Here is a 14602-nt window from a genome sequence, read left to right as displayed (position 1 = left end):
GGTTGATAGGCCAGATATGGAAGCCTGGTAACGGGTGGAGTTGACTGGTACTAATAGGCCGAGGGCTTGTCCTCAGTTGCTCGCGTCCACTGTGTTAGTTCTGAAGTAACGAACGCCTTTGCTGGCTGGTTTGTTATCTTCATAGTGTTTCGGTGGTCATAGCGTTAGGGAAACGCCCGGTTACATTTCGAACCCGGAAGCTAAGCCTTTCAGCGCCGATGGTACTGCAGAGGGGACTCTGTGGGAGAGTAGGACGCCGCCGAACAATTTTTCAGCTCCGGTCCCTGAACCTTGTGGTTCAGGGACCGGAGCTTTTTTGCGCTCCCAAGCAACGCGTCTCCAGAGCCCCGCACCATACGGCGCGGGGCCCTTTGTGCTGGATGAGGTACAGGCGGAGAGGGACCAGCTGACTGTGCACTCGGAGCGGAGACGTAAGACCTGAGCCTCTGCCTGGATGCCCTTACTTGGCTACTTACTTACTTGGCGCCGGCGTCATTACGTCTGTGCACCACCAGCCCCTGGACCCGGCCCTGTGCCTTCTCCGGCAAGCACCCACGCGTACGGTTCTCACCCGTGTGCCGCACGTATGACACACGCAAGCCAGACGTATGCCCACCGCGCAACGCAGCTCGTCTACCAGCAGCCGAGAACGCCTACAGGCGTCCGGAAGCCTTGAGGGAGAGGTACGCGTCCGCCAAGTCGGGGGCGAGGCGGGACGGTGTGGAGTCGATGACTGTGATGCCGTGGCGACGCAGGCGGTCCGCGGTGCGGCGGCGGGCCGCGCGGGTCTGCTCGGCGGCGGCTGCGGCGTACACGGCCTGGGGCGTGTGGCGGCCGGCGGCCATTTCTTCCGTACGGGGGTCCGCCACCGCGGCGACGATGACCTCGTTGCGCTGGGTCAGGCCGGGGAGGACGGGCAGCAGGCCTTCCTCGACCGGGGCCGTGTCCAGGCCGGTGAACAGGACGATCAGGGAGCGGCGCGGCGTACTGCGGTGGATGGCGGCGGCCAGGCCGCGGGCGTCCGCTTCGACGAGTTCGGGTTCGAGGGGCGCGAGGGCGTCGGTCAGGGCCGGCAGGAGGTCGCCCGCCGCGCGGCCTTGGACGGAGGTTCGTACCCGGCGGTCGTAGGCGAGAAGGTCGACGCGGTCGCCGGCGCGGGACGCCAGGGCCGCGAGCAGCAGGGCCGCGTCCATGGAGGCGTCCAGACGTGGGGTGTCGCCGACGCGGCCGGCCGAAGTGCGGCCGGTTTCGAGGGCCAGGAGGATGCGGCGGTCGCGTTCCGGGCGCCAGGTGCGTACGGCCACGGACTGGCGGCGGGCGGTGGCGCGCCAGTCGATGGAGCGGGTGTCGTCGCCGGGGGTGTAGTCGCGGAGGCTGTCGAACTCGGTGCCTTCGCCGCGGGTGAGGATGCTGGTGCGGCCGTCGAGTTCGCGCAGCCGGGCCAGCTTCCCGGGCAGGTGCTTGCGGCTGGTGAAGGGCGGCAGGGCGCGGACGGTCCACGGGACGTGGTGACTGCCTTGGCGGGCCGCGAGGCCGAGGGGGCCGTAGGAGCGGACCGTGACGCGGACGGCGTGGTGGTCGCCGCGGCGGGTGGGGTGCAGCGTCGTTGTGACGCGGCGGCGCTCGGAGCCGGGGACGTCGATGCGGTGGCGGGACGCCGCCACTTCGGTGCCGGGGGCGAACGAGCTGGGGGGCCAGGCGTCGCGGAGGTGGGCGCGCAGGGGGCGCCGGCCCGGATTGGTGAGGGCGAGGTGGGTGCGGGCTTCGCCGCCGAGTCGAACGGATGTTTCACCGGTTCGAGTGAACTGGAGCTTCCGCACTGGCGCGGCGAGGGCCAGGTCGCACAAAGTTGCTAGCAGCAAGGCGAGTTGGACGGTGAGGATGCCGGTCCAGCTCGGCAGGAGCAGGCCGACGAAGAGAGCTCCGAGGGCGGAGATGAGGGCGGTGCGTCCGGTCAGGGCCACGGCTCGGTCTCAGCGGGGGACGGGAAGGTGGGCGAGGACGGAGTTGATGACGGAGTCGGCGGTGACTCCTTCCATCTCGGCCTCCGGGCGGAGCTGGACGCGGTGCCGGAGTGTGGGCAGGGCCAGGGCTTTGACGTCGTCGGGGATGACGTAGTCGCGGCCGGTGAGCCAGGCCCAGGCCCGGGAGGTGGAGAGCAGGGCGGTGGCGCCTCGGGGTGAAACGCCGAGGGAGAGCGAGGGGGATTCGCGCGTGGCACGGCAGATATCGACGATGTAACCGGTGACCTCGGGGGATACGGCGGTCTTGGCCACCGCGGCCCGGGCGGCTTCCAGATCGGCGGGGCCGGCGACGGGACGCAGCCCGGCCGCGTCGAGGTCGCGCGGGCTGAAGCCCTGGGCGTGCCGGGTGAGGATGTCGACCTCGTCCTGGCGGGCGGGCAGCGGGACCGTCAGCTTCAGCAGGAAACGGTCGAGTTGGGCCTCGGGCAGCGGATAGGTGCCTTCGTACTCGACGGGGTTCTGTGTGGCGGCGACCAGGAACGGCTCGGGAAGCGGGCGAGGCGTGCCGTCGACGGTGACCTGGCGTTCCTCCATGGCTTCGAGCAGGGACGCCTGGGTCTTGGGCGGGGTGCGGTTGATCTCGTCGGCGAGCAGCAGGTTGGTGAAGACCGGGCCGGGCTGGAAGGAGAACTGCGAGGTGCGGGAGTCGTAGACGAGTGAGCCGGTGACGTCGCTCGGCATGAGATCGGGGGTGAACTGAACGCGCTTGGTGTCGAGTTCCAGGGTTGCCGAGAGTGCGCGGACGAGCAGGGTCTTGGCGACCCCGGGGACGCCTTCGAGGAGGACGTGTCCGCGGCAGAGCAGCGCGACGACCAGGCCGGTGACGGCCGGGTCCTGGCCGACGACGGCCTTGGCGATCTCGGTGCGTACGGCCTCCAGTGAGGCTCGGGCGCTGTCAGCTGTCGGGGTGCTCACGGGGGGCGTGCCTCTCTGGGGACAGGATCGAACGTTCGAGGTTGTCGAGCTGGTCGGCCAGGGTGACCAGGGCCTTGTCGTCGGCGGGCGCGGGCCCGAACAACAGGGAGTGCAGTCCGGTGCCGGTCTCCGCATCGGCGGGGAGCCGCGCGGCGACCGCCGGGAGAAGGATGTCGGGGGTATGGGCGTGTGTGGGAGACACGCCGGTGAGCGGGGCGAGCCGGGTGCGGGTGGCGGCTCGTAGGACGTCGGCAGCCCGGTCGCGGGCGCCTGCTTGCTGGTAGAGGCGGGCGTGTCCCTCCGTCGTCTCGGCGGCGGGGACGCTGACCGGGAGCCGTTCGGGGACGAGCGGGCCGAGCCGGCGGGCCCGCCAGAAGCCCGCGAGGGCGGCTGCGACGAGGAGCTGGAGCAGCGCCCAGCGCCAGCCGGAGGGGATGAGGTCGAAGAAGCCGCGCCGGTCGTCCTGCGTGGACGAAGGGTCACTGACGGAGGGGAGGTACCAGACCAGATGCTTGTGCGGACCGAGCAGTTGCAGGGCGAGCGAGGCGTTGCCGCGTTCGGCGAGGCGGTGGTTGTAGAGGATGTCCGGGGCGCCGAGCAGGACCGTGTCGCCGCCGGCCGTGGAGGGCAGGCGCAGCAGGGTGGCCGCGCCGTCGCTGGGATAGCAGCGGTCGGCGGTGCGGACGGCCGTCGAGTAGCGCAGACCGCCGAGTTCGGCGTCGCCCGCGGCCCGCGCGGCGGGCAGAGCGCAGCCCGGCGACAGCGGCTGCACCTTGGTGGGTGTCTCGGTCCCGGTGCCGGGCGCGAAGGTGTCCAGGGCGGCCGTGCCCGGTGCGAGCAGGACGGTGCGCCCCGCCGTGCGGCCGACGGCTCGGTGGAGGGTGTCCAGCTGGCGGCGGGTCAGCAGGTCCGGGTCGGTGACCAGCACGGTGGTGTCCGGGCCAGCTGCGGCGGCGGCCTCATCCGTGGTGGTCACGACGCGGGTGTCGACACCGCGGTCGGCGAGGAGCGCGGCGACCGCGCCGCTGCCGTAGCGGTCCACGGACCGGGGGTCGAGGCGGCCGTGCTGGTCGCCGGACCGCAGGACGGCGAGCCCGACGCCGCTCAGAACGAGAATGAGGAGCCCGGCGAGCAGCCCGCGCGAGCGGGTCCACAGGCGGCGTTTGACCGGCGCGAGCGATGTGGTGCCGGTCGCGGTGTCGGAGGCGGTGCCGGGGGTGGTGCCGGTCGTCGGGCCGGTGCTCATGCGCCGCTCCGGTGGGAAACGGCAACCGGCTGGGGCTTGCTCCGCTGGAGATCGGTGTCGAGGGTGCTCAGGGCGGCGTATTCCTGTGCGGTTCCCTGGCGGCCGCCGTATGTGACGTCGTCGAAGGTACGGGCGGCACGGTGCAGGCGCTCGGCGTGGGCGGGCATGGCCCGGCCCGCCTCCGAGGCGGCTTCGTCGGCGGTACGGCCCGGCCCCGGGGTGAGCAGGGTGCGTTCCTCCAGAGCGAGGACGATGGCCCGCATCCGTTCCTGGACGGCTTCGGTCCAGCGGCTGTCGGCCGCGTGCCGTTCGGCGGCGGCGCGGTCTTCCGCGGCCGTACGCGGACGGTCCCCGAAGAGCGCGCCGCCCCGGGTGACGGGGGTGCGGCGCAGGGCGCCCAGCCGGAGCCGGAGGGCGACGGCGAGCAGCAGGACCAGGAGAACGATGGCGAGGAGGCCGGTCCAGCCGCCCGGTGTGGCCCCGGCAGCGGCTTCGAAGAGGTCACCGATGCGGTCCCAGAACCAGTCCAGGGCGCGCCGGAGCAGGCTCGGGTCGTTCTGGTGGTACCGCGGATCGGCGAGTTCGCGTGCGGCCGCCTCACGGGCGGGCACCCGCGGCACCCTCACCGGCCCGTCCTCGCCGGAGCCCGGCAGCAGACGCGTGAGCACAGCAGACCTCCCCGCCCCCGTCACCGCATCAGCTTCCCGGAGTGCTGCCGGCGGGGCCCTGCCCGGTGCTGTCCGGGCCGGGGCCGTGCGGGCCCGGAGCCTGCGGGCCGGGCACGTCCGCACCGTAGCCGGGCAGGCCGGCGGCGCGGGCGAGTTCGAGGTCGAGGGCCTCGCGGCGGATCCGCTGGTCCATGTAGAGGAGCGCCGTGACGCCCGCGCTGATGGGGTAGGTGACCGTGGAGGTGATCACGGTGCCGACGGCCAGCACGATCAGGAACGTCCAGCCGGTGCCGCCCTCCCCGCTGGTCCAGGCCGTGAAGCTCTCGCCGCCGAGGAGGACGGCCACGATGGTGGCCGGCACCTGGACGATCATCTGCACGACGACGACCAGCAGGTACGTGAGGAGCTGGACACCCAGCACCCGCCACCAGGCGCCGCGCACCAGCTTGGCGGAGCGGCGCATGGAGGCGATGACGCCCTGCTTCTCCAGCATCAGCGCCGGAGCGGCGAGGCTGAAGCGGACCCACAGCCAGACGCCCACGACGGCTCCGGCCAGGCCGCCGAGCATGACGAGCAGCGCGGCGGGAGCGCCCGGGCTCACGGCCGCGACGATGATGCCCGGCACCGTGCCCACGGCGATGACGGCCGAAGCCATCAGGGGCAGCAGAAGCAGCAGGCCGAGCAGCCGCGGCAGCCGGCCGCGGGAGTCCCGCCAGGCCTCACCGGCCGTCACCGAGCGCCCCAGGACGGCCCGGCTGACGACGATGGTGAGCATCGCGGTGATGACGATCGTGCTGAGCAGTCCGATCAGCGAGGTGACGGCGGTTCCCGCGAGAGCGGAGCCGAAGGCGTCCAGCACTTCGTTCAAGCTGGCGTCGGGGTTGTTCTGCAAGGGGGTCAGGTCACCGGCCTTGCGGAACCAGAGCCCGGTGACGAGCGTGTCCGCGGTCTGCGCGATGACCGCCACGATCAGGGAGATGCCGAGGACGGTGCGCCAGTGGGCGCGCATGGTGGACACCGCGCCGTCCAGGATCTCGCCGACGCCGAGCGGGCGCAGCGGGATCACGCCGGGCTTGGCCGCCGGCGGCGGTGCCCAAGGGGCGCCCCACCCCGGCTGTCCTCCCCACCCCGGCTGACCGCCCCGAGCGGGCTGACGGCCGCCCCAGCCGCCATGACCGCCGGGACCACCCTGCGGCCCGGGACCGCCCTGTCCGCCGCGGCCGGAGCCGCCGGCGGGCGCGGACCACTGCTGGGCCGGGGGCTGCTCCTTGGACCACTGCGGAGGTACCGAGGAGTCACCGGCCGGCGCGGCGTCGGCCGGGCCCGAGGGTTCCGTGGGGCCTGCCGTACCGGCAGAGCCGGCGGGAGTGTTCGAGTCGGCGGGTTCCGCGGCGCCGGGACGGCCCTGCGCGGCGTGGTCCGGCTCGTCGGAAGGGGAGGATCCGGGCGAGGCCCAGCCCGGAGAGTTGTTCATCGTCGCTCCTTCATGCTTCCCGCCCGTTCGAACGGCCGGGGTGCGGCGTCCGCAGTGCCTGTCATCGTGTCATGGCACAGGCGCCCGCGTCCCCGGACCCTTGTCCGATGGAGCGCCCTTGCACGAGGGGGCCCTTCTGCTCCGCCCGTTGTCGGCGGCAGACTGGGCGGATGGCCGATCGCTACGAGAAGTCCGAGGCGGGCGCCGACGCTCCCGTGGTTCCGTCACTGCGTTGGGAGGAGCTTCCCGAGGGGCCCGTACTGGTTCTCCTCGATCAGACACGGCTGCCGTCCGAAGAAGTCGAACTGGTGTGTACGGACGTTCCGGCTCTGGTGCAGGCGATTCGAACGCTGGCTGTGCGCGGCGCTCCGCTGCTGGGCATCGCCGGGGCGTACGGAGTCGCCCTGGCCGCCTCTCGGGGGTTCGACGTGGCCGACGCGGCCGACACCCTGGCGCACGCCCGGCCGACGGCGGTCAACCTGGAGTACGGCGTCCGACGGGCGGCAGGCGCCTACCGGGACGCCGTCGAGAGCGGGGCGGGCCCAGAGCGGGCCGCTGCCGCGGCACTGGCCGAGGCCAGGGCGGTCCACGCGGAGGACGCCGAAGCCAGCACCCGGATGGCCGCGCACGGGCTGGCGCTCCTGGGCGAGCTGGTGCCCGGCGGCGGGCACCGCATCCTCACCCACTGCAACACCGGCGCACTGGTCTCCGGAGGAGAGGGCACCGCCCTGGCGGTGGCGCTGGCGGCACACCGGGCCGGCGAGCTGCGACGGCTGTGGGTCGACGAGACGCGGCCGCTGCTGCAGGGCGCGCGGCTGACCGCGTACGAGGCGGCGCGTACGGGTATGCCGTACACGGTGCTCGCGGACGGGGCGGCCGGGTCGCTCTTCGCGGCGGGCGAGGTGGACGCCGTACTGATCGGCGCCGACCGGATCACGGCGGACGGCGCGGTCGCCAACAAGGTGGGCAGCTATCCGCTGGCCGTGCTGGCCCGGTACCACCACGTGCCGTTCGTGGTGGTGGCGCCGACCAGCACGGTGGACCTGGACACGGCGGACGGTGCGCTCATAGAGGTGGAGCAGCGGCCCGGGCACGAAGTGACGGAAATCGCGGTGCCCTGTGTGCCCGGTGCCGGAACGGAGGCCGGGACCGGGGTGCCGGTGGCTCCGTTGGGCGCGCTGGCCTACAACCCGGCCTTCGACGTGACGCCGGCCGACCTGGTGACGGCCATCGTCACCGAAGCCGGAGTGGTCTCGCCGGTCACTCCGGGCGGCCTCGCGGAGCTGTGTTCCACATCACGATTGGGTAAGTCACGATCAGGTAATGGGATGATGGCCGAATGAAGGGACGCGTCCTGGTCGTCGACGACGACACCGCACTGGCAGAGATGCTCGGCATCGTGCTGCGCGGCGAAGGCTTTGAACCGTCGTTCGTCTCCGACGGGGACAAGGCGCTCGCCGCCTTCCGGGAGACCAAGCCGGACCTCGTGCTGCTCGACCTCATGCTGCCCGGGAGGGACGGCATAGAGGTGTGCCGGCTCATCCGTGCCGAGTCCGGTGTGCCGATCGTCATGCTGACCGCGAAGAGTGACACGGTCGACGTGGTGGTCGGCCTGGAGTCGGGGGCGGACGACTACATCGTCAAGCCGTTCAAGCCCAAGGAGCTGGTGGCCCGTATCCGGGCACGGCTGCGCCGCTCGGAGGAGCCGGCGCCCGAGCAGCTGGCCATCGGTGACCTGGTCATCGACGTGGCCGGGCACTCGGTCAAGCGCAGTGGCCAGTCGATAGCGCTGACGCCGCTGGAGTTCGACCTGCTGGTGGCGCTGGCGCGCAAGCCGTGGCAGGTGTTCACGCGTGAGGTGCTGCTCGAACAGGTCTGGGGCTACCGCCACGCCGCCGACACCCGGCTGGTCAACGTCCACGTGCAGCGGCTGCGCTCCAAGGTCGAGAAGGACCCGGAGCGCCCGGAGATCGTGGTGACCGTGCGCGGCGTCGGCTATAAGGCCGGGCCCAGCTGATATGTCCCGGGACGGTTCGGCCCCGGAGGACGAGCGGGGGCGGACCGTCCGCCCGGCGGGGGATATGTCCCTTTCGGGTCGTTTGTTTGGATGGCTGCCCGGTCGGCGGTCCAGCCGGCCGTCCGGCCGACTGCCCGATCGACTGACCGATCAACCCACCAAGGGTTCGGACGAGCCGGCACGCGACGGACGGGCACCCGGACAGGGCAGTGGGCTCGAAGACGCCGGCCTTGGCGCCGGTACGGGCTCTGGCGCCGGTAATGGCTCCAGCTCCAGCTCCGGTCAGGCCGCGGTCGTCGAACGGACCGACGGGCGGAACGCCGAGGGCCGTGATCATGGAGCGCGGGGCGTTGAGCAGGCCGGCGGCGAGACGGCGCGGGCCGCTGCCCGGCCGGGGCGGGCCGAGCGGCCGGGAGACCGGCTCCGGGGCATGCCCGCGCGGCTGCTGCCCGACGGTGCCACGGCCGGCCCCGTCCACCCGATGCTGCGGCTCTTCGGCCGCTGGATACGCCGTCCGCTGCTGCCCGCGCTGCGCCTGTGGCGCCGTAACATCCAGCTCCGCGTGGTCGCCACGACCCTGCTGATGTCGCTGGGCGTGGTGCTGCTGCTCGGCGTCGTGGTCATCGGACAGGTCCGCAACGGGCTGCTGGAAGCCAAGCGGCAGGCGGCGCAGAGCCAGGCGGCCGGCGGGTTCGCCGTGGCCCAGAAGCTGGCCGACGGCACCACCGACAGCCGTGGCGACGACCCCGTACGCTCCGGCAGCCGTGGCTCGCAGGACTCCGCGACCTGGCTGACCAGCCTGGTCGAACAGCTCGCCAGCGGCGGGCAGGGCGTCTTCTCCGTGGTGGCGCTCAGCTCCGGATCGGCCGTCGAGGAGCCTTTCGGGGACAGCAGCCCGGACACCCGGGGCCCGCGCGCCTCCGGGGACGTCGACCCCGAGCGCAGCGTGCCCGCCGAGATGCGCCAGATGCTGGACACCAAGACCGGCACCTTCCGCCAGTCCACGCAGATCAAGCGGGTCGGGTCGGAGGAGGGCGAGCCGGCGATCATCATCGGCAAGCGGCTCAACGACGTCAACAGCAACCCGTACCAGCTCTACTACCTCTTCCCGTTCAGCCAGGAGGAGAAGTCGCTGAGCCTGGTGAAGGGCACCCTGGCGACGGCCGGGGTGTTCGTGGTCGTGCTGCTCGGCGCGATCGCCTGGCTGGTGGTGCGGCAGGTCGTCACGCCCGTACGCATGGCGGCGGGCATCTCCGAGCGGCTGGCCGCCGGCCTCCTCCAGGAACGCATGAAGGTCACCGGCGAGGACGACATCGCCCGCCTCGGTGAATCCTTCAACAAGATGGCGCAGAACCTCCAGGTCAAGATCCAGCAGCTGGAGGAGCTGTCCCGGATGCAGCGGCGGTTCGTCTCCGACGTCTCGCACGAGCTGCGCACACCGCTGACCACCGTACGGATGGCCGCCGACGTCATCCACGACGCGCGCGAAGACTTCGATCCGGTGACGGCGCGCTCCGCCGAACTGCTGCGCGGACAGCTCGACCGCTTCGAGTCGCTGCTCGCCGAACTGCTGGAGATCAGCCGCTTCGACGCGGGCGCGGCCGCCCTGGAGGCCGAGCCGATCGACCTGCGGGACGTGGTGCACCGCGTCATCGAGGGCGCCGAGCCGCTGGCGGAGCGCAAGGGCAGCCGAATCCTGGTACGCGGCGCCGAACAACCAGTGATCGCGGAGGCGGATGCCCGCCGGGTCGAACGGGTGCTGCGCAACCTCGTCGTCAACGCGGTGGAGCACGGCGAGGGCCGGGACGTCGTGGTGCGGCTGGCCACGGGCGGCGGCAGGAACGGCGGCGCGGTGGCCGTCGCCGTACGGGACTACGGCGTCGGCCTGAAGCCGGGAGACGCGGCCCGGGTGTTCAACCGCTTCTGGCGCGCGGACCCGGCACGGGCCCGTACGACCGGCGGTACGGGGCTGGGCCTGTCGATCGCGGTCGAGGACGCACGGCTGCACGGCGGCTGGCTGCAGGCGTGGGGTGAGCCGGGCGGCGGATCGCAGTTCCGGCTGACTCTGCCGCGTACGGCGGGAGAGGCGCTGCGCGGCTCGCCGATACCGCTCGAACCGGAGGACTCGCGGCGCAACCTGGAGGCGGCCGGCTCGGGACTGCCGCGTGGCGCGGCGGCGGTACGGAAAACGGCCGCCATCCCGGCGCAGCAGCGACTGGCGGAGCCGTGGCCTCTGGAGACGCACGGCACGGCGCGTACTGCCACTGCCGTGCATACGCCCGCGCAGCGGTCGCCGGAAGCGCGTACGGAGGTGCGGACGGATGCCCGTACGGGTGCCGGCGTGGAGGGTGCCGGTGCGGCGGGAGACGGCGCGGGCCGGAACGGTGCGGCCGGCGGGAGTGCGGGCAGCAACGGCGTACGCGGTGGGGCGCGCGGGCACGATGGCGCGCCGGCCAAGGGGAATGGGAGCGGTCCGGACCGGAAGGACGGTGGCAGAGAGGGCGCTGAGCGGGAGGACGAGGTTCGTGGGCACTGAGACGGGCGTCGGGCCGGGCAGGAGAGTCGGGGCGGACGCGGACGCGGACACGGACACGGGCGTGGTCGTGGGCGCTGGGCCGGGGAGGACGCGCGGCAGGGCCGTGCGTGCGGGTGCGGTGCTCGGGTGCGGCGCGTTGCTGCTGGCCGGATGCGCGACGATGCCGGACAGCGGCGACATGCAGTCGGTCGACCAGTCGCCGCGGGCGGAGGCCGACTCGCAGGTACGGGTCTACGGTGTGCCGCCCCAGGACGGGGCGCAGCCCACGGAGATCGTCAGTGGCTTCCTCGACGCGACGACCAGCGACGAGGTGGACTTCAGTACGGCCGTGCAGTATCTGGCCAAGGCGGCGAAGAAGACCTGGCAGCCGTTCTCCGCGACGAAGGTGCTGCAACAGCGTCCGAAGGCCGAGCCGGTGGGGCAGGCCAACCGCGAGGATCCGAACGGCTACACGATCACGCTGTCCGGCAGTCAGGTCGCGACCGTCGACCGCAACCACGCCTACACGTCGGAGGAACAGGCGTACAAGCAGACCATCCACCTGACCAAGGAGGACGGGCAGTGGCGTATCGACCGGCTGCCCAACGGTCTGGTGCTCGGGCAGTCCGACTTCCAGCGGATCTACCGTTCCGTCAACAAGTACTACTTCGCGGACTACAAGTCCGAGGCGCAGTCGGCCAAGGCGGGCCACAACGTGCTGGTCGCCGACCCCGTCTACCTGCGGCAGCGGATAGACCCGGTCACCGCGAGCGTGACCGCGCTGCTGGAGGGGCCCACGAACTGGCTGAATCAGGTCACCGCCTCCGCGTTCCCTACGGGCACCACCCTCAAGAGCAGCGGCCTGTCCCTCGACGACTCCAACGCGCTGCGGGTGAAGCTGAGCAAGCGGGCGGCCGCGGCCGGGCCGGGGCAGTGCCGGCGGATGGCGGCCCAGCTGTTCTTCACCGTCCAGGACATCACCAGGGCGTCGAAGATCAGTGAGGTGGAGCTGCAGGACGAGGGCGGCAACCGGCTGTGTGTCCTGTCGCAGGACCGCGCCAACGGCGAGTTCGCGCCACGTAAGCACGTCGGGCGGACCGCTCAGGAGTACTTCATCGACGCTGACCAGAAGGTGGTCAGCATGCCCGACACGACGACGGAGCCGCGGCCGGTGCCGGGGCCCTTCGGGTCCGGCAAGATCCCGCTGAGTTCGATCGCGATCTCGCACGGGGAGGACACCGCGGCGGGTGTCTCGGCCGACGGCCGGTCACTGTACGTGGCACCGCTGGAGTACGGCACCGAACGCGGTCCGGCGCTGCTGCACAGCACGGCCAAGAACGGGTTCTCCGCACCGAGTTGGGACGGCCTGGGCGACCTGTGGATAGCGGACCGCAGCGACAAGGGCTCTCGACTGCTGCGCCTGCGCGCGGGCAAGGGCGCGCCCGACGTGGTGACGGTGCCCGGCCTGGGCGACCGGCGGATCAAGGCGATCAAGGTGGCGTCCGACGGCATCCGCATCGCGGTGCTGGTCGAGGACAAGGGACGTACGACGCTGCAGCTCGGCCGGGTCGAACGGGGCGGCACGGCGCAGCACCCGGTGCTGTCGGTGGAGGAACTGCGCCCCATCGCGCCCCAGTTGGAGGACGTGGTGGCGGCCTCGTGGGCGGGCGGCAGCCGGCTGGTGGTCGTGGGCAGGCAGTCCGGCGGGGTGCAGCAGATGCAGTACATGGAGACGGACGGCTCGGCGTCGAGCGTGCAGACGCTGCCCGGCGTCAACGGGGTCAAGGCGGTGACGGCTTCGGAGGACGAGACGCGGCCGCTGATCGCGGACGGGGCCGAGGGAATAGTGCGCCTGCCGCAGGACGCGAACTGGAAGACGGTGGCCAAGGAGGGGACGGCGCCGGTTTATCCGGGGTGAGGTGGGGGTTGGGGTTGGTGTGTGTGGGGGCGGGGTTGGTGTGGGGGATGGTGCTGGAGGTGGGGCTGGTGCCGGTGCCGGTGTGATTGTGGGGGCGGTCGGGGTTGTGGTGTGGGGGCGTGGGGGCGGCTGCTGTCGTCGTGATCATGCTGGGCAGGGTCGGGCCTGACGGAGCCGGGGCCGGCGGTGGATTCAGCCCGTCACCCGGGTTATCCACAGGGGGTGGTGCCCCGCCCCACGCCGCGGGACAGTAGATCCATGCAGGGCGTATGGCGGGAAATCACCGGTCTGGTACTACCGGTGGACTGCGCCGGATGCGGTCGACCTCGTACGGAACTGTGCGAGGAGTGCCACAAGGCACTGATCCGGGGGGCGAGGGGGAGTGGGGGCGGGGGCGGGGGAGGCCCCCGGGGCCCCCGGAGGGTGCGTCCGCGCCCTGTCCCGCCCGGTCTTCCGCCCACCTGGGCCGCTGCTCCGTACGCCGATGAGGTGCGGGCGGTGCTGCTCGCGCACAAGGAGCGGGGTGCGCTGCGGCTGGCCGGGCCGCTGGGGCAGGCGCTTGCGGGGGCTGTGCGTGGGTTGTGGGCGCGGGGAGGTCCGCTGTGTGCTTACGGGGGTGAGCTTCGGCCTGGCGGAGTGCGGGCCTCGGGGGCTGGTGCTGCGGGTCCGTCTGGCGGCGGGGCGAGTGCTGCGGGAACTCCGGGTTCGGGCGTTGGTGGTGTGCGTCTATTCGGTGGGGAGCCGCGCTCGGCGGGGACGCCGGGGGCGCCGGAGGTGGGGGGCGGTGATGCGGGCCTGTCTGGTGGTGAGTCGTGGGGTGTGGAGGCGCCGGGCTCGGCGGGTGGGGTGGGCAGTGTGGGTTCACCCGATGGGGTATCGGGTTCTGATGGGGTGGGGGGTGCGTCGAGTGCTGGGCAGGTGCCCCGTGGTGGGCTGCGTCCGGCTGGGGTGGGTTCGGGGGAGGGGGGTCCGGTCTCGGCCCTCGGTGAGCCGGGTTTGGAGGGGAGGAGCCCTGGGGTGGGGGTTCTGCGTCCGCACTCTGGTGAGCCGTGTTGTGGCGGGGGGAGTGCGGGGGTGGGAGCGGGGCTGCCACCGCCGGGGCCGGGGCGTGGCAGGGGGTGTGGCACGGGGTGTGCGTCCATCGGTGCTGGTCAGGGGGGTGCTGGCCAGAGTGGTGCTGGGCTGAGTGATGTCGGTCAGGGTGGGGCCGGGGCGATGGGCATGGGGACCGGCTGTTCCTCGGCTCCCGTCAGGACCTCTGCATCCACTGCCACTGCCCATGCGCGCTCCACCACCGTCCCCGCAGCTCCTACTACACTCACTACCCCCACAGCCCCCACCTCACTCACCACCCCCACCACCCTCACCACCCCCCTCCTCCTCGTCCCCGTGCCCTCGGCGCGGCGGGCGGTGGCGGGGCGGGGGCATGATCCGGTGCGGCGGATCGCTTTGGCGGCGGCTCGGGACCTTCGGCGGGAAGGGGTGCCCGTTCGGGTCCTCAGTGCGCTGCGGCAGCGGCGTACGGTTGCTGATCAGGCGGGTCTCAGCGCCCGCCAACGCCTGGCCAACGTCTCCGGAGCCCTGACAGTCGTCCCCGGAGCCGTGCGGCTGCTGCCGGCGGCCCCGGTGGTGCTGGTGGACGATCTGATGACCACCGGGGCTTCGCTGGCGGAGGCGGCGCGGGCGGTGCGAGCCGCCGGGGGGAGGGTGGCGGGTGCGGGTGTGGTGGCAGCGCCGCGGAGTGCTTTCGAAATCAACTGGAACTGACCGCGAAAATTCATCGTTGCAGGTAACGGGGGCGAAAAAGCACCCAAACGGAGCTAGT

General features: G+C 72.3%; 9 protein-coding genes, 1 rRNA gene and 2 pseudogenes. 7 read left to right on the top strand and 5 right to left on the bottom strand.

The window, feature by feature from the left end; genetic code table 11:
• Positions 1–148: 148 nt before the first annotated feature.
• Positions 149–265, top strand: a 5S ribosomal RNA gene (rrf, locus tag AB0L45_RS03470).
• 388 nt (positions 266–653) lie between these two features.
• On the opposite strand, the gene AB0L45_RS03465 is transcribed toward rrf, so the two are convergent.
• The 5 genes from AB0L45_RS03465 to AB0L45_RS03445 are packed head-to-tail and all read right to left on the bottom strand — an operon-like array spanning position 654 to position 6327.
• Positions 654–1964, bottom strand: coding sequence for a DUF58 domain-containing protein (locus AB0L45_RS03465; RefSeq protein WP_365835576.1), 1311 nt, complete (start codon positions 1962–1964; stop codon positions 654–656).
• A 9-nt stretch (positions 1965–1973) separates the two neighbouring features.
• Positions 1974–2939 (bottom strand): MoxR family ATPase, encoded by a 966-nt coding sequence (locus AB0L45_RS03460; protein ID WP_365835573.1) that lies wholly within the window; start codon positions 2937–2939, stop codon positions 1974–1976.
• A complete protein-coding gene (locus AB0L45_RS03455) occupies positions 2920–4185 on the bottom strand; it encodes a DUF4350 domain-containing protein (protein WP_365835571.1) in 1266 nt (421 codons plus the stop codon). Before AB0L45_RS03455 ends, AB0L45_RS03460 begins: the two co-directional genes overlap by 20 nt.
• Positions 4182–4853: a DUF4129 domain-containing protein gene (locus AB0L45_RS03450; RefSeq protein WP_365835569.1), complete on the bottom strand. Its 672-nt coding sequence runs from the start codon at positions 4851–4853 to the stop codon at positions 4182–4184. The genes AB0L45_RS03455 and AB0L45_RS03450 overlap by 4 nt, the downstream gene beginning before the upstream one ends.
• 28 nt (positions 4854–4881) lie before the next feature.
• Positions 4882–6327 carry a hypothetical protein gene (locus AB0L45_RS03445; RefSeq protein WP_365835568.1) on the bottom strand — a complete coding sequence of 482 codons (1446 nt, stop codon included), beginning with the start codon at positions 6325–6327 and terminating at the stop codon, positions 4882–4884.
• Between the two features lie 170 nt (positions 6328–6497).
• On the opposite strand from AB0L45_RS03445, the gene mtnA reads away from it, so the two are divergent.
• From mtnA to AB0L45_RS03415, 6 genes and pseudogenes are all read left to right on the top strand, one after another.
• Positions 6498–7670: an S-methyl-5-thioribose-1-phosphate isomerase gene (mtnA, locus tag AB0L45_RS03440; RefSeq protein WP_365835566.1), complete on the top strand. Its 1173-nt coding sequence runs from the start codon at positions 6498–6500 to the stop codon at positions 7668–7670.
• Positions 7667–8344, top strand: coding sequence for a two-component system response regulator MtrA (gene mtrA, locus AB0L45_RS03435; RefSeq protein ID WP_030017937.1), 678 nt, complete (start codon positions 7667–7669; stop codon positions 8342–8344). Before mtnA ends, mtrA begins: the two co-directional genes overlap by 4 nt.
• 430 nt (positions 8345–8774) lie before the next feature.
• Positions 8775–10880 carry an MtrAB system histidine kinase MtrB gene (mtrB, locus tag AB0L45_RS03430; RefSeq protein ID WP_365835563.1) on the top strand — a complete coding sequence of 702 codons (2106 nt, stop codon included), beginning with the start codon at positions 8775–8777 and terminating at the stop codon, positions 10878–10880.
• A gap of 61 nt (positions 10881–10941) precedes the next feature.
• On the top strand, positions 10942–12777 hold the full coding sequence (locus AB0L45_RS03425) for an LpqB family beta-propeller domain-containing protein (protein WP_365835654.1): 1836 nt from the start codon (positions 10942–10944) through the stop codon (positions 12775–12777).
• A gap of 258 nt (positions 12778–13035) precedes the next feature.
• Positions 13036–13353, top strand: a pseudogene (locus tag AB0L45_RS03420) (hypothetical protein); the annotation flags it as partial.
• A 795-nt stretch (positions 13354–14148) separates the two neighbouring features.
• Positions 14149–14544, top strand: a pseudogene (locus tag AB0L45_RS03415) (ComF family protein); the annotation flags it as partial.
• Between the last annotated feature and the right edge of the window lie 58 nt (positions 14545–14602).

Origin of the sequence: Streptomyces sp. NPDC052496 (genome assembly GCF_040679095.1) — a bacterium.
Taxonomy (GTDB): domain Bacteria; phylum Actinomycetota; class Actinomycetes; order Streptomycetales; family Streptomycetaceae; genus Streptomyces.
Note: the sequence above shows the minus strand (reverse complement) of the source record. Positions and strands in the feature narration are given on the sequence as shown.

What these genes read in the sequence shown, in the direction of transcription:
- AB0L45_RS03455 (WP_365835571.1), bottom strand. Translation starts at nt 4,185, where the DNA reads ATGAGCACCGGCCCGACGACCGGCACCACCCCCGGCACCGCCTCCGAC.
- mtnA (WP_365835566.1), top strand. Translation starts at nt 6,498, where the DNA reads ATGGCCGATCGCTACGAGAAGTCCGAGGCGGGCGCCGACGCTCCCGTG.
- mtrB (WP_365835563.1), top strand. Translation starts at nt 8,775, where the DNA reads ATGCCCGCGCGGCTGCTGCCCGACGGTGCCACGGCCGGCCCCGTCCAC.
- AB0L45_RS03445 (WP_365835568.1), bottom strand. Translation starts at nt 6,327, where the DNA reads ATGAACAACTCTCCGGGCTGGGCCTCGCCCGGATCCTCCCCTTCCGAC.
- mtrA (WP_030017937.1), top strand. Translation starts at nt 7,667, where the DNA reads ATGAAGGGACGCGTCCTGGTCGTCGACGACGACACCGCACTGGCAGAG.